Genomic DNA, 21,784 nt, shown 5'->3' with positions numbered 1-21,784 from the left:
TCAGCCAGAATATGAGGACTGTGCAAAGTTGGCGCGATCGCAAAATATTCCGTTAACACAAGTGCAAGAAATAGTTAAGGTAGCTGGAGAGAAATTTGTAGAAACAAATAAACCAAGAACTCAAGTTCTTGGCTCAAAGCTCAAGTCCACTGAAGTGGACTGTGGAAATATTCTTTAGTCGGTTTCAACCGACTTTAGCTCTTAGCCAGCACTTGAGTGCTGGGCTTGATGAATTAATGAGATGCAGATTTATCACCTGAAGTCAGTAGCAACTTCAATTTAAGATCAATTAAATTAATATTTGCTAAACCAATCTGGACATCGCCTTCCAAAACAATGCCTGTACTAATTAAGCGATCGAGTAGTTCCAAAATCGATGACTCACTTGATGATTTGTCGGGATAATATGCACCTCGCTTAGGTAGAAGTTTCCCAAATTCACCCAAGTCCAGATTAAGATCTTCAGGATCGATATCGAGAACTTCGCAAAGATTAAAAATCTGCTGTTCTAGAGCTTGTAAGCTATCAGCAGCTTTCTCGATTTCAGACTCAGTTAATTTTTCGGCATCCATCCGCCGAATCACTTGAGCTTCCATTAACTGACGCAACAATTCCACCAACGTGAGGATCAATGGAGCAAGTCCAGATTTTTTTGGTTTGACGATTAAACTATCACTACTATCAGTCATTTAAGAATTCCACAGATTTCTTAGCTTAGTTTACATTGGAAACCGAAAGAGCAGGTTGCGGTGCTTCGCACCGCAACCTGCTCTTTCGGTTTCCTTTATACCAATTCACAAAAGTGTGACAACACCTCTGCGTATTAAAAACTAAACTCTGTAAGGGTTTTAAAAACACAAAATGGCGAAGCCATTTTGTGTTTTGGTATTAGATCTTGCCATGAGAAATTGTCCAAGTTTGATCTGCCATTGACTCAAGCTCGTCAGGATCATGGGTAACAACAAGAATCGTCCAATTCTTTTTGAGTTCTTGCAAGATACCGAGAATTTGCTTACGCATTGACCAATCTAAGCCTGCTGTTGGCTCATCTAATAGTAACAAGCTGGGCTGACGAATTAACTGCACAGCAAGAGCTAACCGCCGCTGCTGACCACCACTTAGCGACTGAGGGGAATAGCTGGGGTTGAGATGACTTAAGCCTACAGAACTTAATGCGGACTGTATGCGATCGCCATCTAGATCAATATGCCCTAGTCTTAATTCTTCTAAAATCGTACTCCCACAAAAATGACGCTCAGGAAACTGAAATACTAGACCGCATATTTGTTGTAAGTGATCGGGCATTAGTTCTTGAGATTTCCAATAAATGCTGCCGCTACTCCATTCGACAAATCCTGCCAAAATTTCTAGTAATGTACTTTTGCCAGAACCACTTGGCCCCACCATCAATCCCAATTGCCGATCTTGTAACTCAAAGGATATGTTGTTGAGAATCGCTTCTGGGGTGGCAGGAGGGTGATAGCAAAGATTGCGGATCGAGAGCATAAAATTTTTGAGGGTTAGAATGGCAAAGCTTAGCTTTGTCATTCTAACCTTCAATGCAAACGCAAATAAGTAGTGTTGGCGTGAAGCGCCAACACTACTTATTTGCGTGAATACTAACTAGACAATTTTGCAAGTTCTTCACAGGCAATTTGATATTGCTGCTCAATTTTTGCTAGGAGTTCGGGCAAGCCTTGAATATCTCCTCGTTTGCTCTTTAGCTCAACTTCGAGACAGAGCTTGCCCAAGGCTTTAGCTCCCAGAATATTACTACTGCCTTTTAGAGTATGAGCATTAAAGCCAGCCTCTTGGAGATTGCTATTAGCGATCGCTAGTCGCAGATTTTGCAATAGGATCGGTGCTTCTTCGATCGTGAATAATTTGATCATCCGCCCAATTAGATTGGGATTAATTTGCTCAAGATTCATAATCGCGGCTGGATCAATCACTGAAGAAATAACTTCTTTGGATGCTGAATCTGTGCTCTCATGATCAAATTGAGAACCCGCTGCCCATTTTTCGATCGTGCGGTGTAGCGCATCCATCATAATCGGCTTGCTGATGTAATCATCCATGCCAGCCCGTAAACACATCTCGCGATCGCCTTGCATCGCACTAGCTGTCATCGCAATAATTGTCGGACGTTCATAACCTGTTTGGAGTTCATCCCAATGATTAACCAAATAGGAAGCCGTTTCTAGCCCATCCATTTCGGGCATCTGCACATCGAGTAAGAGCAAGTCATAGTTATTGACTTGTAAAGCTTCGAGCACTGCCAAACCATTATCGACAACATCAGGCTGATATCCCATTTTAATCAGCATCGCCATGGCTAGCTCTTGATTGATTAAGTTGTCCTCAGCAATTAAAATTTTCAACGGGATGCGATCGCCTAGCCGAATATTACCAGTGACATTCTTATTCATTGCGTCTTGCAACGTATAACTTGGCTGCTCCTTAGCGATTTGGGTCATCACCGTAAATGAAAAGGTAGAACCCTGCTTAGCCTTACTATCGACTTGGATTTTGCCCCCCATAGTTTCGACCAAATTTTTACAGATTACTAGCCCCAGTCCAGTACCGCCGTACTTGCGGGAGGTGGAAGCCGTTGCTTGGGAAAAAGGCTGGAATAGCCGATGCATCTGCTCTTTACTAATGCCAATACCCGTATCGGTGACCAAAAACAGCAATTGAAAAGGGCGATCGTCTGTGGGAACTTGATCCGAAGCTAAGCGAACTCCAATTCGCACTGAACCTGTATCCGTAAATTTAAGTGCATTAGAAACTAGATTTAATAAAATTTGTCGCAGTCTCGTCACATCACCAATGATAAATGGTGGCACTTGGGGTTGCATTAAGACTTCAAACCTGAGACTTTTTTCCTTAGCCTTAGGTAACTGTACATCGTAGATATCGCGCACTAAGGCTTTGACATCCAGAGGCGCATTTTCTAATTCCAATTTGCCCGATTCAATTTTGGAGAAGTCCAAAATATCATTGATTACTGAAAGTAGCATTTCTCCGCTGACTTGGATCGTGCGGACAAATTTATTCTGCTCGGCGTTAAGTTCAGTGCCTGCTAGGAGTTGGGTCATGCCGAGCACCCCATTAATTGGTGTACGAATTTCATGACTCATCATCGCCAGAAATGCTGCTTTGGTACTGACTGCTCCCTCTGCTTCCTCTTTGGCTTTACGTAGATCTTTCATTAATTTCATCTGTCGCCGATCTGCGTGTTTTTTGGTAGTAATATCGCGAAAACACCAAATCAAGCCAAAAAACTTTTTTTGCTCAGAGCTAACAGGGCTTGTGTAGTAATCAAATATGCGATCGCCATAAACAATTTCGCCATGTCTAACTAGATCGGGAGCATCGTAGGTAGTCTCTAACAGATTGATCAAAGCGGTTGGAAGATCAGATTCAACCAAAAATGTCCCTAAAGGCGATCCGTTCTTAAATTTAAGCTCAGTATCATCATCAATAAATAAGTCATTGGGAATATTCCACATTTCGCAAAAGCGACGATTAAAACTGACGATCCGTCCTTGTTCATCGACGGCAAAAATTCCATCGATCGCAGCCTCTTTTTGAGCATGGAGTAACAAATTTGTCCGTTGAAGATCTTTGACCATCTCAACTTGGTCAAGGGCTAATTGTGAAAGTTCTTGGGCCTTTTGAGTCAGTTGTAGTTGTTGTCGCCGCAATGTCAAATGTACTTGTACGCGAGTAAATAGCTCGGCAAGTTGCAAAGGCTTGACGACGATGTAGTCTGCGCCACCAAGTTCAAAAGCTTGAAGCTTTGCTTGGGTGTCGTCATGGCTACTCGTAAATATAATTGGGATATTTTCAGCGATCGCATTGGCTGTAAGAACACAATAAAGTTCATTGTCACTTACTTGTGACATGAATATATTCAACAGGATCAATTCTGGAGGATGGGATTGCACAGTTAGCAAAGCCTCACTACAATCTCCAGTAGCTTTGACGATATAGCCATGCTCTTCGAGTGCTGATGCTAGCTCATGGCGAATATCTGGCTGATCGTCAACCACAAGTATTGTTGATTGAGAAACATCGATCGCTTTTGCTTGCACGACTTGATCACCTTTTGATCACTTTAGTAGAAAGCTTACAGTGGTTTGTGCTGAAGTAAAAGCCATATTTTTATAAAAAGAACTGCTTGGCGGTTCTTTTTATAAAAATATGTTAAGAACAGGCAGCGCTTCGCGCTGCCTGTTCTTGACGCTAACGACCACCGACGGTAATCGCGTCTACTTTGATATGGGGCTGACCGACGGTGACATAGACACTGCCGCTGACAGATCCACAGAAACCAGCGGCGAGTTCTAGATCTCGAGAACTCATCGAGATTTCTTGCATAATTTCTTTGGCATCGCCGATCAGGGTTGCGCCCTTGAGTGGTTTAGTAATTTTGCCATTTTCAATGAGATAAGCTTCGTCAACGGCAAAGTTAAATTGACCAGTAGGCAAGACACTGCCGCCGCCCATTTTTTTGCAATAGATCCCTTTATCGACTGAGGCAAAAAGATCGTCTAAAGAAAAATCACCTGCATCGATATAGGTATTTCGCATCCGACTAGCTGCTGCATAAGCATAGCTTTGACGACGACCGCTACCTGTGCGCGGATGACCTGTGCGTAACTCACCAGCGCGATCGCTAATAAAGTTTTTCAGAATGCCATTCTCTATTAAGAGTGTGCGCTGTGTGGGCATTCCTTCATCATCCATATCGATGGTTCCAAAGGCTTCTTCAGAGCGTCCTTCATCCCAAGCTGTGAGGTTCTCATGGGCGATCTTTTGACCTTTCATTTCGGCAAATGGTGTAGTTTTAGCTTCGATGCCCGTAGTTTCTAACAAATGTCCACAAGCCTCATGGAAGATCACACCGCCAAATTGGTTTGCCATGATGATCGGATAGGAGCCAGATTCAACATAATCGGCATAGAGCATTTTCCCTGCGGCTTCAATAATTTCATCGACGACTGGTTCGTAGTTCCAATTGCGGAGATAGCTGGGGTCACTTGTGCCGCCAACACGCTTCCCAATTGATGAACGATTTGTGCCATCAGCACAGAGTAAGTTAGATCCAATCGACTGTGTAAGGCGAATATCTCTAGCAAATGTGCCATCACTTGCCGCAACTAGGATTTCCTGCCAATCGCGGAAATATCCCGATCGCCTTGATTGGATATGTTTACCTTTTTTGGCAAGCATCTGATTTGTGCCAAGGAGTATGTCACCCATTTCGCGCATGGGGCTACATTGGGCGATCCATGATTCTTTGTTCTTTTTGGTGGCATAGTCACGAAAGAGTTCCAAATGAATAGATGGAATGATTGAATTTTGAGAGGGAAGTTGTAATCCTAAAATGGAAAGGGCTCTTTCGAGAGCAGATTTTAATCCGAGGAAAGTCAAATCATTGGTACTGACGTAGCAATCAGCTTTGCCTTTGAAGGCGCGAATCCCTGCTCCCGTAGACAGCCGTGGCGAGATGCTGGTAATTGCGTCGTCTTCAGCGAGACAGCTAATGTAATTATTTCTCTCTAGAAAAAACTCCACAAAATCTGCTCCTGCGGCGCGACCGAGTCCCAACAAGATCGAGAGAGGGGCTTCCCATGTTTCGTCAAAGCGATCGCTAACGGGAGAATATTGTAGATTTGGTAGCTCTTTGGTCTGGAGCAGGTTACTGATCATAGTGGCTGATAATTTGTTGATTAGTTCTTCTGCAAGTGTAACAAATCAACAAACATAGAGATAAACTCAGCCCTGTACTCAAGTGTGGGCTAAGAGCTAAAACCTGTTGAAACGGGTTGATTTTAATCAGTCATCGTTAGGTGATTTACATAATTAGCCAAGAATTCAAGTTCTTGGCTAATTATGTAAACCATAAACAAACATTTTTTTCATTAATGATATTTAGGTTGAAATCAGCTGACAATAATGAGATACTTGAAGCGATGTGGCTCATTATTTCAGGTGCTGTCGTGGAAAGAGTGAACTCAAGGATGTTACTTTGCTCTGAAATTTTGCAAAGTATTCGTCATTTAGACAACCTAGAAAAGGTTTTTCAGGGAATCACCACGAAGTTACTAAATTTAGTTCAGAATGGACATATCGCAATCTATCAGCTAGATGAATTTATAGATAATTACAATGAAATGGGAATCAGTGGCAAGATCGTAGCTGAAGCGATCGCGCCAAATTGTGAGCCTTGTTCGCAAGAGCAGATTGAAAATATTCTGAGAGAAGAATATCAATGGGGGCAGGACATAACAAAACAAATCATCGATCTCTATACTTCGGGAGTATCTAGATGCGAGATTAACTTCGCAGAAATATTTGCTGGTAAGGCTTACTTACTTATACCAATTGTCTTGTCAGAGAGAGTAGGAGATAGTTCACTATGGGGATTTTTGATATTGCATCAATGCGTAGTTTTGGATGGAGAGTCATTGCAGGGCTCATGGGATCAAGATGATGCGCTGATGCTGCAACAAATCGCTATGCAGATTGAGATCATTTTACATGGAGAAATTAAAACAAACTTAATTGAACAGGCAAAAGCCTCTGAACAAGCTTATGCAACTTTGTCCCGATCGATCGATGATCCGTACCGTCATTTAGTGGAGCAAGTTTCTAATGTTTTTTATGTAGTTACACTTACTGAAGGCTTGGAGGCAACCTATATTAGTCCCCAATTGCAAGAGCTTTTAGGTATTCCAACTTTAGAGTGGAACACCAATTTTTTTAAAAAATGGATGGAATATATATATCCTGCTGATTATGATCTCGTTCAGCAAGAATTTCAACATACTATCGAAACTGGAGAGCTTTTTTGTTGCGAATACAGGATGATTACCAATAATGGCACAATCATTTGGATACGAGATACAGCTCAGCTAGGCTTCGCCGCTGATGGCAAAACTAAAGTTTTGAGCGGTTCTCTGTTTGATATTAGCGATCGCAAAGCAATTGAACAAGCTTTACAAAAGAGCGAATCGCTATTAGCAGAAGCTCAACGAGTCGCTCAGCTTGGAAATTGGGAATGGAATGTTTCGTCTAACGAATCTACTTGGTCACAGGAGTTGTTTCGTATTTTTGAGCGCGATCCTGCTCTAGGTCCTCCTACATATGAAGATGTATTGCTACTGTACATAGCCGAAGATCGAGAAACCCATGCACAAGCTGTCCAACAAGCAATCAATACAGGTGAGTCATATCATCTAGATCTGCGGAGACAACAATCCGATGGCTCGTACCGCCACATAGAAGTATTCGGTCATGCTGAACATGACGACAATGGAAAAGTAAGCAGGCTCTATGGAACTGCTCAAGATATTAGCGATCGCAAAGCCATCGAACAAGTATTGCAAAAAAGTGAAGCAAGACTAGTCGAAGCACAGCGCGTTGCTAAACTTGGAAATTGGGAATTGGATGTTTTGACCAAAGAAGTTGTTTGGTCAGCAGAACTATTTAATATTTTTGACCGTGATATTGCTTTGGGTGTACCTACATTTGAGGAAGCAGTAGCATATTATGTCCTAGAAGATCAGCAAAAGATGTGTCAAGCTATCAAACGAACTATGGATACTGGCGAGTCTTGCTATCTAGAACTACGTTTAGCTCATCTCGATCGCTATCTTGAAACTAAGGGTCATGCAGAATTTAATGATCAAGGAGAAATAATCAGACTTTATGGAACCGCACAAGATATTAGCGATCGCAAACTTACTGAGGCGAAATTGATAGCTGCGCAGATCGCTGAAGCGGAAAACAGATCTAAAGGCGAGTTTCTTGCCATCATGAGTCATGAACTCCGCACGCCGATGAATGCTGTGATTGGGATGACTGAGATCTTACAAAGAACAGCTCTATCTTACCAACAGCAACAATATGTCAATACTATTCTCCAAGGTGGTGAAGTTCTACTATCGGTAATCAATAATATTCTCGATTTTTCGCGAATTGAATCAGGACATTTTGAACTTGAAGAAAAGCCTTTTAGATTACATCAATGCATCGAAGAAGTACTAGAGCTAATGGCATCGCGCACGACTGAGAAGTTTATCGAACTGATTGCATTTATTCAGCCAGATGTGCCACAACAGTTGATTGGAGACTATACCCGTTTACGTCAAATCCTCGTCAATTTAGTCGGTAATGCCATTAAATTTACGGAATCTGGGGAAATTGTAATTTGCGTAAATTCACAATTAATCGATCGCGAAACTAACACTTACGAATTACAATTTGAGGTGCGCGATACAGGTATCGGCATTGCGCCCGAAGCGATCGCCAAACTTTTTAATGCCTTTAGTCAAGCCGACAATTCTATTGCAGGACAATATGGAGGCACTGGCTTAGGGTTGGCGATTTGCAAGCAGCTTTGTGAACTGATGGATGGCGAAATTGGGGTTAGCAGCAATGTCGGTGAGGGGGCAACTTTTAGCTTCTCCATTCGGGTTCAAGCAATCATTGAAGATTTAGATACAACCAATGCGATCGCCCCAGAACTAAAAGGCAAGAGCATTTTATGCATTAACCCTAATTCCACAATCCAACAGGCGATCGCATTGTATGCTCAACCTTGGGAAATGAACATCCAAGCCGCATACACTGCCACTGAAGCTCTGCAATTGCTGACAACATTTGACTTTGAGGCAGTTTTAATTGATCGACAATTAGTGGAGGCTGATGGTTCTAAAATTGATGTTTTAGAACTAGCCAAAAGTATTCAAGAGATTTTCCCTGATTTAGATTTAATTCTCTTAACTCCAATTAATGTAGTTCTCAACGAGAATAACTATCCCACCTGCTTTAGAGATTGCATCACTAAGCCAATATCTACATCAAAGCTCTATCAAGTATTTCTTAATGTTTTTTCTAATCAAAAAGACACCACGTTTTCCCCTCAAAATCCTCCACTAATTCCTCAACCTTCATGTGAAACCGATAATATTGTGGGTGATGAGAACTTTGCTAGGTGTTATCCATTCCAGATCTTAATTGTAGAAGATAATCCTGTAAATCAAAGGATTTTACTGTTGATGCTCGAAAATTTAGGTTATCAAGCAGATATTGTTGACAATGGGAAAAAAGCCGTCAATAACTTTTTAAGCCGACCCTACGATCTGATCTTTATGGATATCCAAATGCCGATCATGGGTGGCTTGGATGCGACTAAAAGTATTCGGCAAACACCAAATCGACAGCCTCGGATTATCGGTCTATCGGCAAATGCTTTCTCAGAATCGCGAGACTTGGCGCTGAATGCTGGTATGGACGACTATCTCACTAAGCCTTTACAAATCAAAAGTTTGATTGCATCTCTACAAAGAATTCCCCAACAGCCGATCATTGTTGAACATAGTCAGCATCCCATTGACTCTTCGATCTTAGCGAGCATGGAAGAGTCTGTAGGCTCTGAGAATTTAGAAGAATTAATTGATATTTATTTAGAACATGCTACATCTGCGATCGCCAAAATGAAGGAAGCTTTTACAAAGCAAGACTTTGTAACTATAGCAGCCGTAAATCACGACCTTAAGAGTGGAAGTGGAAACTTTGGCGCGATCCAGCTTTCTAGTTCTTGCCAAGCTCTACAATCTATATGTAGTGAGCTGATAAAGTCTAATGAATATACTAATGAAGATGTCACCAAAATTGCCAGTCTTATAAATAATGTCGAAGAGCAATATAATGATGTATATCAAATACTTCAATCCAGAGAATTTAATCACTGATGTTACGTGATTTCTTATTTACAATTTACCCCACCCTAACCCTCCCCTTGCAAAGGGGAGGGAACAAGATTTCTAGTCTTCCCCCTTTGCAAGTTGGAATTAAAGGGGGTAATTCCAACTTTTATCAATATGATGGTAGATTCTTTACGAGAAATGTCCTTAGTTCTTTAGTAGTTTCTGGAAGAAAATAATGGCTCAACTCATCTTGATTCGTCATGGACAAAGCCTTTGGAATGCGCTCAATAAATTTACAGGCTGGGTAGATGTTCCGCTCAGCGAACGTGGTCGTGCCGAGGCAACGATCGCATCTTGTCGGCTCAGTGATTATCGAGTCAATGTCTGTTTTACAAGTAGATTAATTAGGGCGATCGAAACAGCGATGATCTGTCTGACTGAACGCGATGACATTTGTGGTGGCAAAATTCCGATTATTAAGCATGAAAAGTCTGACCAAGTTTGGCATGGTTGGAATAGCTATGATGGAAACCCAGACGAAGAACTCCCCATTTTTACCAATGAAGCTCTCAATGAGCGATTTTATGGGGATTTGCAGGGCTTAAACAAAGCGGATACTGCTAAGAAATATGGCAGTGAACAGGTCTATGAGTGGCGGAGATCTTATAGCGTCCGACCACCAGGGGGAGAAAGCTTAGAAGATACCCAAAAGCGAGTGAATGCTTATTTCAGAAGCCGTATTCTACCCCATCTTCTTCAAGGCGACAACGTTCTAATTACTGCCCATGGAAATTCTCTAAGATCGATCATGATGATGTTAGATCATCTCAGCCCATCGGAAGTGACAGCGTTAGAACTAGCGACAGGTGTACCGATCGCCTATGAGCTTGACACTTCTGGAGAGGTGATCAGCAAAAAAATCTTAAACGATTAGCGATTGCTAAGAAAACTCCAAGGAAAAAATGATCCATATAAAACCCAAAAATGTTGCGGCGGGCTACGCCCGCCGCAACATTTTTGGGTTTTATTATTTTGTATAGCCTAGTGACCGCCGCCAGAGGCATCTGAGACTCTAACTTTCTTAAAGAACAAAACTGCCACTCCACTCAATAGCAAAGCAAAGCCAATAAAGTAGAAACAATCATTAAAAGCCATCACATAGGACTCGCGACTCACTGTACTTGCGATCGCCTGAAAAGCTTGAGACTGTGCTGTATTAAAATCTGTACCCTTACTCACAAACAACTGCGTCAAAGTATCCACTCGTTGCTGTGTTTCAGGATTATACAAAGAGATCGCATCACCCAAACGATTGGAGTGAAACTTTTCGCGCTGCGTTAACAAAGTTGCCAAAGCTGCAATCCCAAACGAGCCGCCTAAATTACGCATCATGTTAAATAAACCACTAGCCGAACCCGCTTGAGACTTTGCTAAACCTGCGGTAGCGACAGCCGATAGGGGAACCATAATTAGCGGTTGCCCCATCGCTCTAACTAGCTGCGACCAGCGTAACTGCTCAATGCCACTGAGATTGGTGAGGTCAGAATTCATAAAACAGCTAATCGAGAACACAATTACGCCTAAACCAATTACCAAACGACTATCCACTAGCTGAATTAATTTTGGTACAAAAGGAATCAAAAACAATTGCGGAATCCCAGCCCACATTAATACTTCACCAATTTGGAGAGCATTATATTTCTGGATTTGGACAAGATATAGAGGCAACAGATAAATAGAGCCATATAGACCTATTCCCAATGAGATGTTGACGATACTTGCCAAACCAAAATTGCGATCGCGTAGTAATCGTAAATTGATAAATGGCTGTTTGCGCGTTAATTCAATCCAGAAAAATAATGCTAGGAATGTAGCTGCGATCGCGCCAAGGGTGATAATCAATGACGAGCTAAACCAATCTTTGCGGGAACCTTCTTCTAAGACTACTTGTAAGGATGCCAAGCCGATCGCCATCGAAATAATTCCCCACCAGTCACCTTGCTTTAGCAATTCTGGCTTTGGTGGTTGCTGCTTGATCCCATACCAAACTCCTGCAAGGAGTAACAGCCCTGGAATGACATTTAAATAGAAGATATAGTGCCAGCTATAATTATCCGTCAGCCATCCGCCCAAGGTGGGACCAATTGAAGGTGCAAATGTGGCGGTAATGCCAAATAATGCCATCCCTATAGGCTGTTTGGAGGGTGGGAGAGTAACTAGCATATTTGTAAAAGCCATCGGGATTAAAATCCCTCCTGTAGCTCCTTGCAGAGCCCGAAAGACAATCATGGATGATAAGTCCCAAGCGGATGCACAACAGATCGAAAAGAATATAAATAAGGCGGCGTTAACTAAGATGTAGCGGCGAATTGAAAATACCTGCGATAACCAGCCCGTCAATGGAATCACGACAATCTCAGCGACAAGATAGGCGGTGGAAATCCAAGATCCTTCTTCTAGGGTTGCTCCTAATGCGGCTTGGATATCTTGGAGTGAGGAGTTGGTAATTTGAATATCCAATACTGCCATGAATGCGCCCAGCATACTTGCTGCAACTCCTATCCAGATTCTTAAAGGTACATAATCTGGGGGAAGTGTAGAATTTGGGCGCTGGTTTCTGATAGCACTAATATTCGGCAAGGTTTTGACTCTATAGTCTTACTGTTAACCTAACCATGACCGACTAACACTTGATTTGCTGCATGAATTGATTGATTACGATATAAGTTGTAATCTTTGCGATCGCCATATATGACATGTAATACCAATTCACAAAAGTGTGACAACACTTCTGTATTTCTAAAATTTGACATCTTCATAGAGATCGACAAATTTCCCTTCAAAGTTGATACTTGACAACTGAAAATTTTCTTGAGCATTAGAATATGAATCTAAAAACCAGCGTCCATCTTCTTTCCGAAAACAATCGATGCGCTGACGTTTTGTGTTAACTAGAACATATTCTTCGAGACTCTCTATTTGTTGATAATCAGTAAACTTATCACCGCGATCAAATCCCTCGGTAGACTTTGATAGAACTTCGATAATCAGTTTAGGAAATCTTTTTTGATTTTGCGATTGGGTATCTCTAGGATCGCAAGTTACCATGACATCTGGATAATAAAAACGATTTAATGAATCAATTCTCGCTTTCATGTCAGACATATAGACTCGACAATTCTTGCCGCGCAAATGGTTGCGGATTGCAAAAGCCATGTTTAAGGCGATTGTGACATGAGGATCGTTTGCGCCAGCCATTGCATAAACATATCCATCGATATATTCATGTTTAATTTCGCTTGTTTCCTCCATTTCGAGGTATTCGTCTGGAGTTATGTAGTTAAACCTTGGTGTGGCAATCATAATTTACCTCATGAGATGGGAGGGAGTATCGAAGTTAATGCGATCGCAAAATCAGGAAATGCTAAAAGAGAGGCTTGGTTTGGCTCAGTAAGAATAAGATGCTCGGTGTAACCTGTCGGCGTTGGTTTACGAAAGATATGCAGCTGACGTTTTTGGGGAGCCAGAACCCAGTAGTCAGCGATACCAGCCTTGGCATAGAGTTTATCTTTGATTTCACAATCCTGTGTTAGCGTGGAGTCGGCAACTGCTACGACAAGATAAATTTGCTCAGGACGAGGATGTTGTTCAACATAATCTAAAACTGTCCCTTGGGCGATCGCTAAATCTGGTTCTGGTTCTGAAAAATCATCTAAGTGAACGGGGTCTTGGGTGCGAACTAATGCCGAATTACCTAGGCGATCGCGCAAAACATTGGCAAGTAAATGTAATGAGGTGACATGGGGAGTTCCTTTGGCAGCCATCAGGGTGATTTGTCCAGTAATTAGTTCTGTGCGATCGCCATTGAGAAGCCCCAACTCACTCATGCGATGATAATCCTGTACTGTCCAACGCTTGAGATTTGCTGGCTCTATGGTGATGACTGTTTGGGGGATGTTTGCAAGAGTCATGATCTTAGACAGTCAGTAATATTTGACATCTCCTATTTTATACCTTGAGTTAGGGGCGATCATCATACATTTCTTGTGGTTTTCATTATCGTAGTCACTTAATTGTCTTAGCTCATAGGCATCGCTTAAGATTTTTGACCATACTGAAGAGAATTGACTTGTTTTCACAAAGTACTGACTAAACAGGCGAATAGTTCCTTTATGGGTCGAAACATCTAAATCTTTGGATAGTAGTAACGCTTTGGTTGCGTAATACATGGAGTAATATGAGCGCGACAGACAGGTGCGATAGTATCCACGTTCGAGCAACAGCTTCGCTATGTCTAGTTCATCTACAGCTAAGGAGAGTAGCTTTTTGACTTCACTCATAATTCGATTCCTTCTTTTCGGATATTTCGTAACAAAGCAACATTTCTTGTATGGAAATCTTCTTCGGACATGGGAATAATAGAAACGAGTTCATCCTGTTCTAATAGCATTTTTACCCGCAGTTCTGACATATTTAAAATTTCTTGGAACTGGGAAACAGGGCTTTTAAGAACGGCTAATAGGTCAATATCAGAGTCGGGATTGGCTTCTCCTCTGGCATGGGAGCCAAATAAAATTAACTTAACAAGGCGATCGCCATATAGTTCCTTTAAACCTAGTTTTAATTCGTGCAATGTTGATTGAATACTGTTCAAAGTTATACTCATCTCATCGCTCCTTACTCAAAGACCTTGTTAACTCTCTCAATTTGTTTCGGCGCTTCCATTTGTGTAAAAAGTTCTAGTGCTTTTACTTTATGTTTTTCTGCTTCATCGTGCTGTCTAATCTTCTGATATGTTAGTCCAAGTTGAAAATATGCTTCTGCGAGATCACATTTTGCTTCAATTCGCTTAAGCAATTCTGTCGATTCATTTAACTTCTCAAGAGCATTATTGTGATTATCTCTTAGTCTCTCGATTTCAGCTTGACTTATGAGTGCTTTGCCTTTAATTTGCTTAAATTTGTAGTCGTCTGCATATGAAATACATTCACGATAATATTCATATGCTTTTTCATTATTCCCTATCTTTTTGTAAGCCAAGCCTGAGAACAACAGTCTAAGTGCGCTATGCCACCGCTTGCTATTATCAACTATTTTTTTGTCATCCAAATTTTGTAGTGAACCTGACAAAAAGCTTAAGCAAACTTGAGAAGTGATCCACTCTGTACAATTGTTGATTGGATAATCTTCCATCATAGAAACTTGATTAAATTCTTCAATAGCTTCTTCCGTTTCTCCAAGCCATAACTTACAAAGTCCTATGTTAAAAATTGCCGTTGCCTCTAATTTTTTAAGCTCGTTAATATTTTTGGGTGATGCTTCTTGTCCATATTCTCCAATAAGATGTTGTGCAATTTTTCTACATTGTTCATGATTTTTAATTGATTCGCGAATTTCACCGATTGCCCAATAATGATCGCCTAATAAAATATAAAGCTTTGCCATTACATAGGGATTCTGAACTTTATTTATGATCCCTTTGATTGCAAAAATCATTTTTCTGGAAAAGCCAGTTCTATAGAATAAAGACCCAAGCAAAGATTCACTATCTACAGGCTCCACGATAATTTCACCAGCTTTCTCAAAATCTTCGATTTCAATATAATGATAATATGCCTCAAAAGGTATTTCCACATTGTGAGGATTCTTATCTAGCCTCAACTTAGAATCTTTAAGTGTTTTTCTCCAAAAATTAGCAGCCTGTATATTCGTTTTGTTGTAATCTCCTTCAACCTCATTCCATAATCTGAATTTAGCTGCTTCCCGAACGGCAGGATGAAGAAAATAATATTCCCCTTCAACCTCAATCATAGAGGTTTTACTTAGAAAATCTACAACCCATTTTTGCCGAAATTTAGGAACATCCCATAGCAAGCAAATCAACCCATCAAAATGAACAGTTTTGATATCCTGATAACGATAACAACCCATCCGACAGAGCAACTTATAAGCATCAGGTTGATTATCTCGCAACCAATCCATCTCCACCGAAATCAAGGTTTCTAGTTCCGAATCTGCCAATAAATCATCCTTGTATAGACTCCAATAGGCTCCGATATTGCCATCAAAACGGTTTTTAATCGCCCCATGTAGAATATCCATTGCCTTTGCATTCCCGTTATAAGCACCACGCATCTGCATTAGCGCCTCAGAATTTGCGCCATTGTCGTAATCATAGAAATATTGCCGCCATGCTGTGATGTCTAGCCCATCTAGTGGATACTCATGTACTTTTGCTCTTGATGTAATTAACGATCGCCGACTAGTGATCAGTGTAAATGAACAAGCATCGCGATCTCCTAACACCGTCAACAAAGTATCATAGCCGCGCAACTTCTCCCGAAATCGATAATTCTCATCTAGCGCAGGTTCGAGGTTATCGATTAGCACTCCAATAGGATTTGCCCGATCCCCTAACTTCTCTCGCAAAATATCCAAATTAATCCCAAAATCCTGACTAGGTTCCTCCTCAAAATCTTTTTGCAAGATTTGCGACACTTTCTCTTCTGCTGGTGTAACATTCCCCGACTCTAAACCCATCTCTAACCGAATTACTTTTTTAAACTGTGCTCTCAAAAATTCTAATGCGAGTGTTGATTTGCCAATCCCTGCGCTAGCTTTAATTAAGACGATTTTTTGTTGCTTTGCAAGATTTTGTAGTGCAATGTGATCCTTTTCTCGACCTAATAAATCAAACTTTGTTGTGTTAACAAGATTTCCCTTACGATATTTTTCCAACACTAGCGGGGCATTTTTGTAAGTAACAGTATTGTGCGGTTGACCAGTCAGATCTTCCAAGAGTCGATACACTTTTGCGAAATTAGTTTTTAAACCAGTTGCAGTAAGATTTAATGCTGTAGCCGCATCCTTAGGAGCTATACACAGTAAAATCGCTCTCAAATTTCGTAGATGCGCCCCCTCAAGTTTCTTGCCAGCGTTGACTGTTGCTATATCCTCTAATAAATGTTCTAGATCCCAATCCTTATTTGCTTGTGAAAAGTAGCTGTTATCGTCGTCAAGGATCGGCTTAGGCATTTGACTAACAAGTTAGTAATATTGACTTACCAAAAAACTAACATATTTTTGGTTTCTCTAGTTATTTAAACAACTTTGTTAGCTGACAGATATCTTACGCACATGTCATTATTTTAATTATCGAAATAGACTTTGAAGTCCTAGATATATGGCAAATTTCTCTTGATCCCTGACTTATAAAAAGGAGATTCATTCAATGAATGAGAACAATAGAGACTTATCTCATCATGTAAAAAGACATCTTAATTCAGGTGTTATGGGTGAACGAATTGAAGACATTTCGATTCGACGAGGTAGAGGCGATCGCAACAAAGACATCAACTATTTCCTAAATCTGCTTTTTGATATTCCTCCTAAGCCCACAGATGCTCTGTTAGATGCGCTCCTAGTTATGTTCTTTTACACATTTATGTCGTCTCTAACCCATGAGCTTATTCTTCAAAGCTCAGGAGAAACATACAAAATAGTCTTGTTTATTTTGGTTGTTGTGGTACTCTTCCCAATCCTTTTATGTTTTTACGCTGTTAGTAGAAATATCAAACTATTGATGGGTGTTATCTATAGATTCGTATTTGCTCTTGTCGGAATCGTATTTGGTGTAATGTTATGACTTTATCTTCTCAGCAAAATCGCTCTATTGAAATCCAGCTATTATCATCAGTTGGCTCCCTCGTAGCAATCGCAGTTGGCTGTGCTTGCTTTACTGTAGGCTTTTGCCAACAAGATGCCTTTCATCGAAAATCCCTCACAGCAATCAGTTTTTGCTCATTGTTAGGAGCTTCGGCTTCACGCCGCATTGTTCGCATCACAGAAGAACATAATCAAAAAACCTCTGATTCATTACAGGATGTAGAAGATAATGCTATCTATGCTCAAGCTAACATAGCTCCTATCTCTACTCAAAGTAGCTTTAATGTGCATAGTAAGCTGCAAAGCAATAACTTACCTTATAACCAGAATGATATCTATATTGGCTGGTAATGCAGATCTAATCATGATTCAGCGCTGGTGATAATTCCTTTGCGCTCATAGATTTTGTAAACAATCTTCTTTAATGCTGGTAATTGGCGGCTGAAGTAAATCGAACCTAAAATGCAAACGATTCCCGCAATGATTAGAGTATCGGTAACACCAATGCGATCGCCTAAGGTTCCGCCTAAGAGATTTCCAAAGGGAGTCATACCTAAAAACGACATTGTGTATAAGCTCATGACGCGCCCACGCTTATCGTCATCGACAATAGTTTGCAAAATGATGTTGCCAGCAGAGATTTGCAAAATTGTGCCTAAGCCAATTAGAAACATCGCGAATAGAGAAAGTGGCAAAAAACGAGATAAAGAAAAGATAATTAAGCCAGTTCCTAAAACACTAGGACTGATGACAATGAACTTCCCAAGTCCAATGACCGATCGCCTTGTGGCTAGATAAACACCGCCAAATATAGCTCCAACTCCCGATGCTGCCATGAGAAAGCCCAAGGTTTGGGCATCACCTTTGAGGATTTTGTCGGCGAAGACTGGCACGAGTACGGCATATTGCATACCCATGAGGCTTACTAGTCCTGACAGTAATAAAATGGAACGAATTGGTGGACTGCTAAAGGCATAGACAAATCCTTCTTTAATTTTTTGTAAATGACTGCCTGCCACCATGGGGATATCTGTCGGGACAAGTCGCATTGCTAGCAAAGCCATGATTACAGCAATGTAGCTAAGCCAATCAATGAGGAAGCAGTATCCTTCCCCGACTCTGGCAATCAGTAAACCACCTAGCGCAGGTCCAATTAATCTTGCTCCATTAAACATCGTTGAATTAATCGCGATCGCATTGGCTAAATCTTCTCTTTGCTCAACTAGTTCAAATACAAATACCTGTCGCGCTGGTGCATCTACGGCGTTGATGATGCCTTGAAAGAGGCTTAAAGCAAAGACATGCCAAATTTGGATCGCGCCTGATAATGCTAAGGTGGCTAGGGCTAGAGATTGCCCCATGGCAAGAATTTGCGTACCGATTAAGATTTGATGGCGAGAGAAGCGATCGACAAATGCACCACCAAAAGGAGCAAGAACAAAACTAGGGATTTGGCTCGTAAATCCTACGATTCCCAACATAAAAGCTGATTGAGTGAGGTCATAAACCAGCCACACAGTTGCGATTTGGGTCATCCACGTACCAATCAAAGACACACCCTGACCCGCAAAAAATAAGCGGTAGTTTCGCGATCGCAGAGCAGGGAATAAGGATTTGTTCTCAGTTGTTTGCATACAAAATTATTTGATTTCGACCGTAACTTCCGCAGACATGCCTGCGGTAATTCGTGATTCGTAACCTTTGACACTTTGTGGATCTAAGGTGATTTTTACGGAAATGCGTTGAACGACCTTGGTGAAGTTGCCCGTCGCGTTGTCTGGTGGTAATAATGAGAATTGAGAACCAGAAGCTGGAGAAATACTATCTACCCGACCAATGAAAGTGCGATCGGGAAATGCATCTAGTTTAACTTCTACGAGCTGTCCCGTTTTGATGCGGTTTAGCTGCGTCTCTTTGAAATTAGCTATAATCCAATAATTATTCTCGACGACAGCCATAAGTGGCGCTCCCACTTGGATGCGATTACCTACTTCCACAGTTTTCTTGCCAATTCGCCCCGCATTTGTGGCGAAGACATCAATGTACGAAAGTTGTGATTGAGCATCCTTGAGAGTAGCAACTGAAAGCGCGATCGCAGATTGGGCGGCTTCATACTCGCTACGATTTACTGTTGTTTGCTGTCCGCTAGCTGTAGCTTGTTCCAATTCACCACCAGATGCAGCAAGTCGAGCTTGAGCACTGGCAATTCCCTCTTGTGCTTGAGCAACTCTTGCTCTAGCTTGTTGCACTGTTTGCAAAGCCGAATTTTTCTGAGCCTTAGCAATATCCAAGGTGGCTTTAGCTGAATCCAATTGCTGACTAGCGATCGCACCCTGCTTGAACAGAGCATCATAGCGATTGAAATCAATCTGAGCATTTTCCAAACTGGCATTGGCTTGCTCTACTTGTGCTTGAGCAAGGGGAATTCCTGCTTCTGCCTCTTGCATAATGGCTTGAGCGTTGGCAATTGCAGCATAGGCGGTGCTAACATTTCCTTGCGCTTGAGTGGTCTTGCCACTGGTAGTTTGAGATGCTAGGTCAATATTCGCTTGAGCAGCGTTTGCCGTTCGTTTCGACGCTTCTAGTTTGGCTTGAGCCTGCTGAACTTTATTCTCATAGTCTGTAGGATCGAGCTTTACTAATAATTGCCCAACCTGCACTTGCTGATTGTCACTCACGAGAACATGGGTGACAGTTCCTGCGATTTTGCTACTAACTTGGTGAATATGCCCAACTACAGTCGCATTATCCGTTGATTGGTGGGTGGAGGCATATTGCCAATAACGATAGCCAAATATACCAGCCACGACTGCGCCAACGCCTAATCCTGTTAAGACAAATGCGATCGGTTTAATGCGTTTTGGTTTTGGCTTTTCTGGTTGCTCCGACAAAATTACTATTGCTTCTTTTTTCCCATCTAGTGCTGGATGTGATGTATTCGATAGATTGTTAATATGCTCTTCAAATTTATCCTTGTCCGTAATCACATCTACACTCCATAAGCGCATAATTAGAAAGCCTTAATTATTTGGATGATGTGTTATTGCCAACGTAACGCATCGATTAGGCAAATTTTAGGCTTCCTAACTATTAATCTGACAGGTAGTTGTTTTGTTTGGTGCATGAATTGATTGACTACGACACAATTTGCAATTTTCGATTAAAAATCAAGATTTAAGTTTAGGTTAGCGAATAGTGGCGATCGCATTAACAATCTGTCTTCTAAAGGCGATCGCTATTACAGTGAGTCGTGATTTATAGGCGATCGCTATTACTGTGCTTTAAAACATAATCAACTGCAAATGATTTGTTGTATGGGTGATCGGTAATTGCCCATAAGGGAAAGTAGGCTCATAACTCCACTTCTCTTAACGTTAACTCAATCTCGCGGCGTAACTCCTCACGGTTCGGCAAATAAAGCTGATACTTCTGTACAAATAACTGGCTATTCATTTGATAAGTTGCATATTCTACCAATAGCTCATCCTTTTGCCGACTGAGAATAATTCCGATTGGTGGATTGTCTCCTTCGATATTTTCCTCATTAGCAAAATATCCCAAATACATATTCATCTGTCCAATATCGTAATGTTGTACCTCATTAATCTTGAGATCGATCAACACAAAACAGCGCAAAATTCGGTGGTAAAAAACCAGATCTACTTTGTAATGCGTATTATTGAGCATTACGCGGTATTGCCTTCCTACAAAAGTAAATCCCTTGCCTAGTTCCAATAGAAATTGCTGAAGGTGATTACACAGAAGCGTTTCAAGTTGATTTTCTGATACTTTCCAAGGTTCAGGGATTTTTAGAAACTCAAACACATAAGGCTCACGCAATAGATCGGCTGGCTGCTCAACAATTTGCCCTTGCTGAGAAAGTTGTAAAATACCTTCCTTGTCTTTACTAGCCGCCAAGCGTAGGAATAGCGCACTTTCCTTTTGGCGGATTAGCTCACGGACTGACCAGCGTTCTAGCAGAGTTTGCTGTTCGTAAAAATTGCGCTCTAGCGGATCTTCAATTTTTAGTAATTCCACCACATGAGACCAGCTTAATTGCTGCGACAGTGTCGCACTTTTTGGATAGTTTAGGTAAAACTGACGACAACGGATCAGGTTACTACGACTAAATCCTTTGCCATGCCGAAGATTCAAGTCTTTAGACAAGCTACTGATGAGTCCTTTGCCGTAGTCCGCTCGAATTTTACCGTTTTGCTCAAACTCGACAATGTGCCGCCCTACCTGCCAGTATGTTTCAACGAGATGAATGTTTACAGCCTGAACTGCTTGGATACGACCCTCTGTGTAAGTTTGGGAAATCCTTTCTAGTAGATAGCTGTAACCGACAATCGGGGTCAATTCCATAGGTATGACTTAACGATATTTTTTTAGTCCAG

At 41.3% G+C, this 21,784-nt stretch carries 18 protein-coding genes; 4 read left to right on the top strand and 14 right to left on the bottom strand.

All coding sequences use genetic code 11. The features are described 5' to 3' along the window. Positions 1–233 precede the first annotated feature (233 nt). From PseudUWO311_RS15720 to PseudUWO311_RS15705, 4 genes are all read right to left on the bottom strand, one after another. On the bottom strand, positions 234–689 hold the full coding sequence (locus PseudUWO311_RS15720; RefSeq protein ID WP_142656191.1) for a gas vesicle protein K: 456 nt from the start codon (positions 687–689) through the stop codon (positions 234–236). 199 nt (positions 690–888) lie between these two features. Beyond that, a complete protein-coding gene (locus PseudUWO311_RS15715) occupies positions 889–1,506 on the bottom strand; it encodes an ABC transporter ATP-binding protein (RefSeq protein WP_142656196.1) in 618 nt (205 codons plus the stop codon). 113 nt (positions 1,507–1,619) lie between these two features. Further along, positions 1,620–4,097, bottom strand: a complete 2,478-nt coding sequence (locus PseudUWO311_RS15710) for a response regulator (protein WP_142656190.1) — start codon at positions 4,095–4,097, stop codon at positions 1,620–1,622. A gap of 151 nt (positions 4,098–4,248) precedes the next feature. After that, positions 4,249–5,718 (bottom strand): TldD/PmbA family protein, encoded by a 1,470-nt coding sequence (locus PseudUWO311_RS15705; protein ID WP_142656189.1) that lies wholly within the window; start codon positions 5,716–5,718, stop codon positions 4,249–4,251. Between the two features lie 263 nt (positions 5,719–5,981). Here PseudUWO311_RS15705 and PseudUWO311_RS15700 point away from each other — a divergent pair, with 263 nt between their 5' ends. Then, a complete protein-coding gene (locus PseudUWO311_RS15700) occupies positions 5,982–9,767 on the top strand; it encodes a PAS domain-containing protein (protein WP_190303523.1) in 3,786 nt (1,261 codons plus the stop codon). Between the two features lie 190 nt (positions 9,768–9,957). Beyond that, complete coding sequence (locus PseudUWO311_RS15695) at positions 9,958–10,656, top strand: 2,3-bisphosphoglycerate-dependent phosphoglycerate mutase (protein ID WP_142656187.1); 699 nt, start codon at positions 9,958–9,960, stop codon at positions 10,654–10,656. A 107-nt stretch (positions 10,657–10,763) separates the two neighbouring features. Here PseudUWO311_RS15695 and PseudUWO311_RS15690 read toward each other — a convergent pair whose 3' ends face one another. The 7 genes from PseudUWO311_RS15690 to PseudUWO311_RS15665 are packed head-to-tail and all read right to left on the bottom strand — an operon-like array spanning position 10,764 to position 16,757. Next, a complete protein-coding gene (locus PseudUWO311_RS15690) occupies positions 10,764–12,362 on the bottom strand; it encodes an MDR family MFS transporter (protein WP_142656186.1) in 1,599 nt (532 codons plus the stop codon). Positions 12,363–12,391: 29 nt separating this feature from the next. Continuing rightward, positions 12,392–12,535 (bottom strand): hypothetical protein, encoded by a 144-nt coding sequence (locus tag PseudUWO311_RS24070; RefSeq protein ID WP_190303522.1) that lies wholly within the window; start codon positions 12,533–12,535, stop codon positions 12,392–12,394. Continuing rightward, on the bottom strand, positions 12,522–13,085 hold the full coding sequence (locus tag PseudUWO311_RS15685; RefSeq protein WP_142656185.1) for a Uma2 family endonuclease: 564 nt from the start codon (positions 13,083–13,085) through the stop codon (positions 12,522–12,524). The genes PseudUWO311_RS24070 and PseudUWO311_RS15685 overlap by 14 nt, the downstream gene beginning before the upstream one ends. A gap of 8 nt (positions 13,086–13,093) precedes the next feature. Beyond that, positions 13,094–13,693 (bottom strand): Uma2 family endonuclease, encoded by a 600-nt coding sequence (locus PseudUWO311_RS15680; protein ID WP_142656184.1) that lies wholly within the window; start codon positions 13,691–13,693, stop codon positions 13,094–13,096. Positions 13,694–13,705: 12 nt separating this feature from the next. Then, on the bottom strand, positions 13,706–14,062 hold the full coding sequence (locus tag PseudUWO311_RS15675; RefSeq protein WP_142656183.1) for a HEPN domain-containing protein: 357 nt from the start codon (positions 14,060–14,062) through the stop codon (positions 13,706–13,708). Then, positions 14,059–14,388, bottom strand: coding sequence for a nucleotidyltransferase domain-containing protein (locus PseudUWO311_RS15670; protein ID WP_142656182.1), 330 nt, complete (start codon positions 14,386–14,388; stop codon positions 14,059–14,061). The genes PseudUWO311_RS15675 and PseudUWO311_RS15670 overlap by 4 nt, the downstream gene beginning before the upstream one ends. Positions 14,389–14,399: 11 nt before the next feature. Continuing rightward, the gene (locus PseudUWO311_RS15665; protein WP_142656181.1) at positions 14,400–16,757 is read right to left on the bottom strand and encodes a tetratricopeptide repeat protein; all 2,358 of its coding nucleotides are present in this window, start codon (positions 16,755–16,757) and stop codon (positions 14,400–14,402) included. Between the two features lie 196 nt (positions 16,758–16,953). On the opposite strand from PseudUWO311_RS15665, the gene PseudUWO311_RS15660 reads away from it, so the two are divergent. Beyond that, positions 16,954–17,367: a hypothetical protein gene (locus PseudUWO311_RS15660; RefSeq protein WP_142656180.1), complete on the top strand. Its 414-nt coding sequence runs from the start codon at positions 16,954–16,956 to the stop codon at positions 17,365–17,367. Then, positions 17,364–17,738, top strand: coding sequence for a hypothetical protein (locus tag PseudUWO311_RS15655; RefSeq protein ID WP_142656179.1), 375 nt, complete (start codon positions 17,364–17,366; stop codon positions 17,736–17,738). The genes PseudUWO311_RS15660 and PseudUWO311_RS15655 overlap by 4 nt, the downstream gene beginning before the upstream one ends. 11 nt (positions 17,739–17,749) lie before the next feature. On the opposite strand, the gene PseudUWO311_RS15650 is transcribed toward PseudUWO311_RS15655, so the two are convergent. The 3 genes from PseudUWO311_RS15650 to PseudUWO311_RS15640 form a co-directional block, all read right to left on the bottom strand. Beyond that, complete coding sequence (locus tag PseudUWO311_RS15650; RefSeq protein ID WP_142656178.1) at positions 17,750–19,021, bottom strand: MFS transporter; 1,272 nt, start codon at positions 19,019–19,021, stop codon at positions 17,750–17,752. Between the two features lie 6 nt (positions 19,022–19,027). After that, a complete protein-coding gene (locus tag PseudUWO311_RS15645) occupies positions 19,028–20,374 on the bottom strand; it encodes an HlyD family secretion protein (protein ID WP_223807602.1) in 1,347 nt (448 codons plus the stop codon). A gap of 364 nt (positions 20,375–20,738) precedes the next feature. Then, positions 20,739–21,752 carry a YhcG family protein gene (locus PseudUWO311_RS15640; protein WP_142656176.1) on the bottom strand — a complete coding sequence of 338 codons (1,014 nt, stop codon included), beginning with the start codon at positions 21,750–21,752 and terminating at the stop codon, positions 20,739–20,741. Positions 21,753–21,784 lie beyond the last annotated feature (32 nt).

The sequence above is a fragment of the Pseudanabaena sp. UWO311 genome, assembly GCF_006937785.1.
Taxonomy (GTDB): Bacteria; Cyanobacteriota; Cyanobacteriia; order Pseudanabaenales; family Pseudanabaenaceae; genus Pseudanabaena.
Note: the sequence above shows the minus strand (reverse complement) of the source record. Positions and strands in the feature narration are given on the sequence as shown.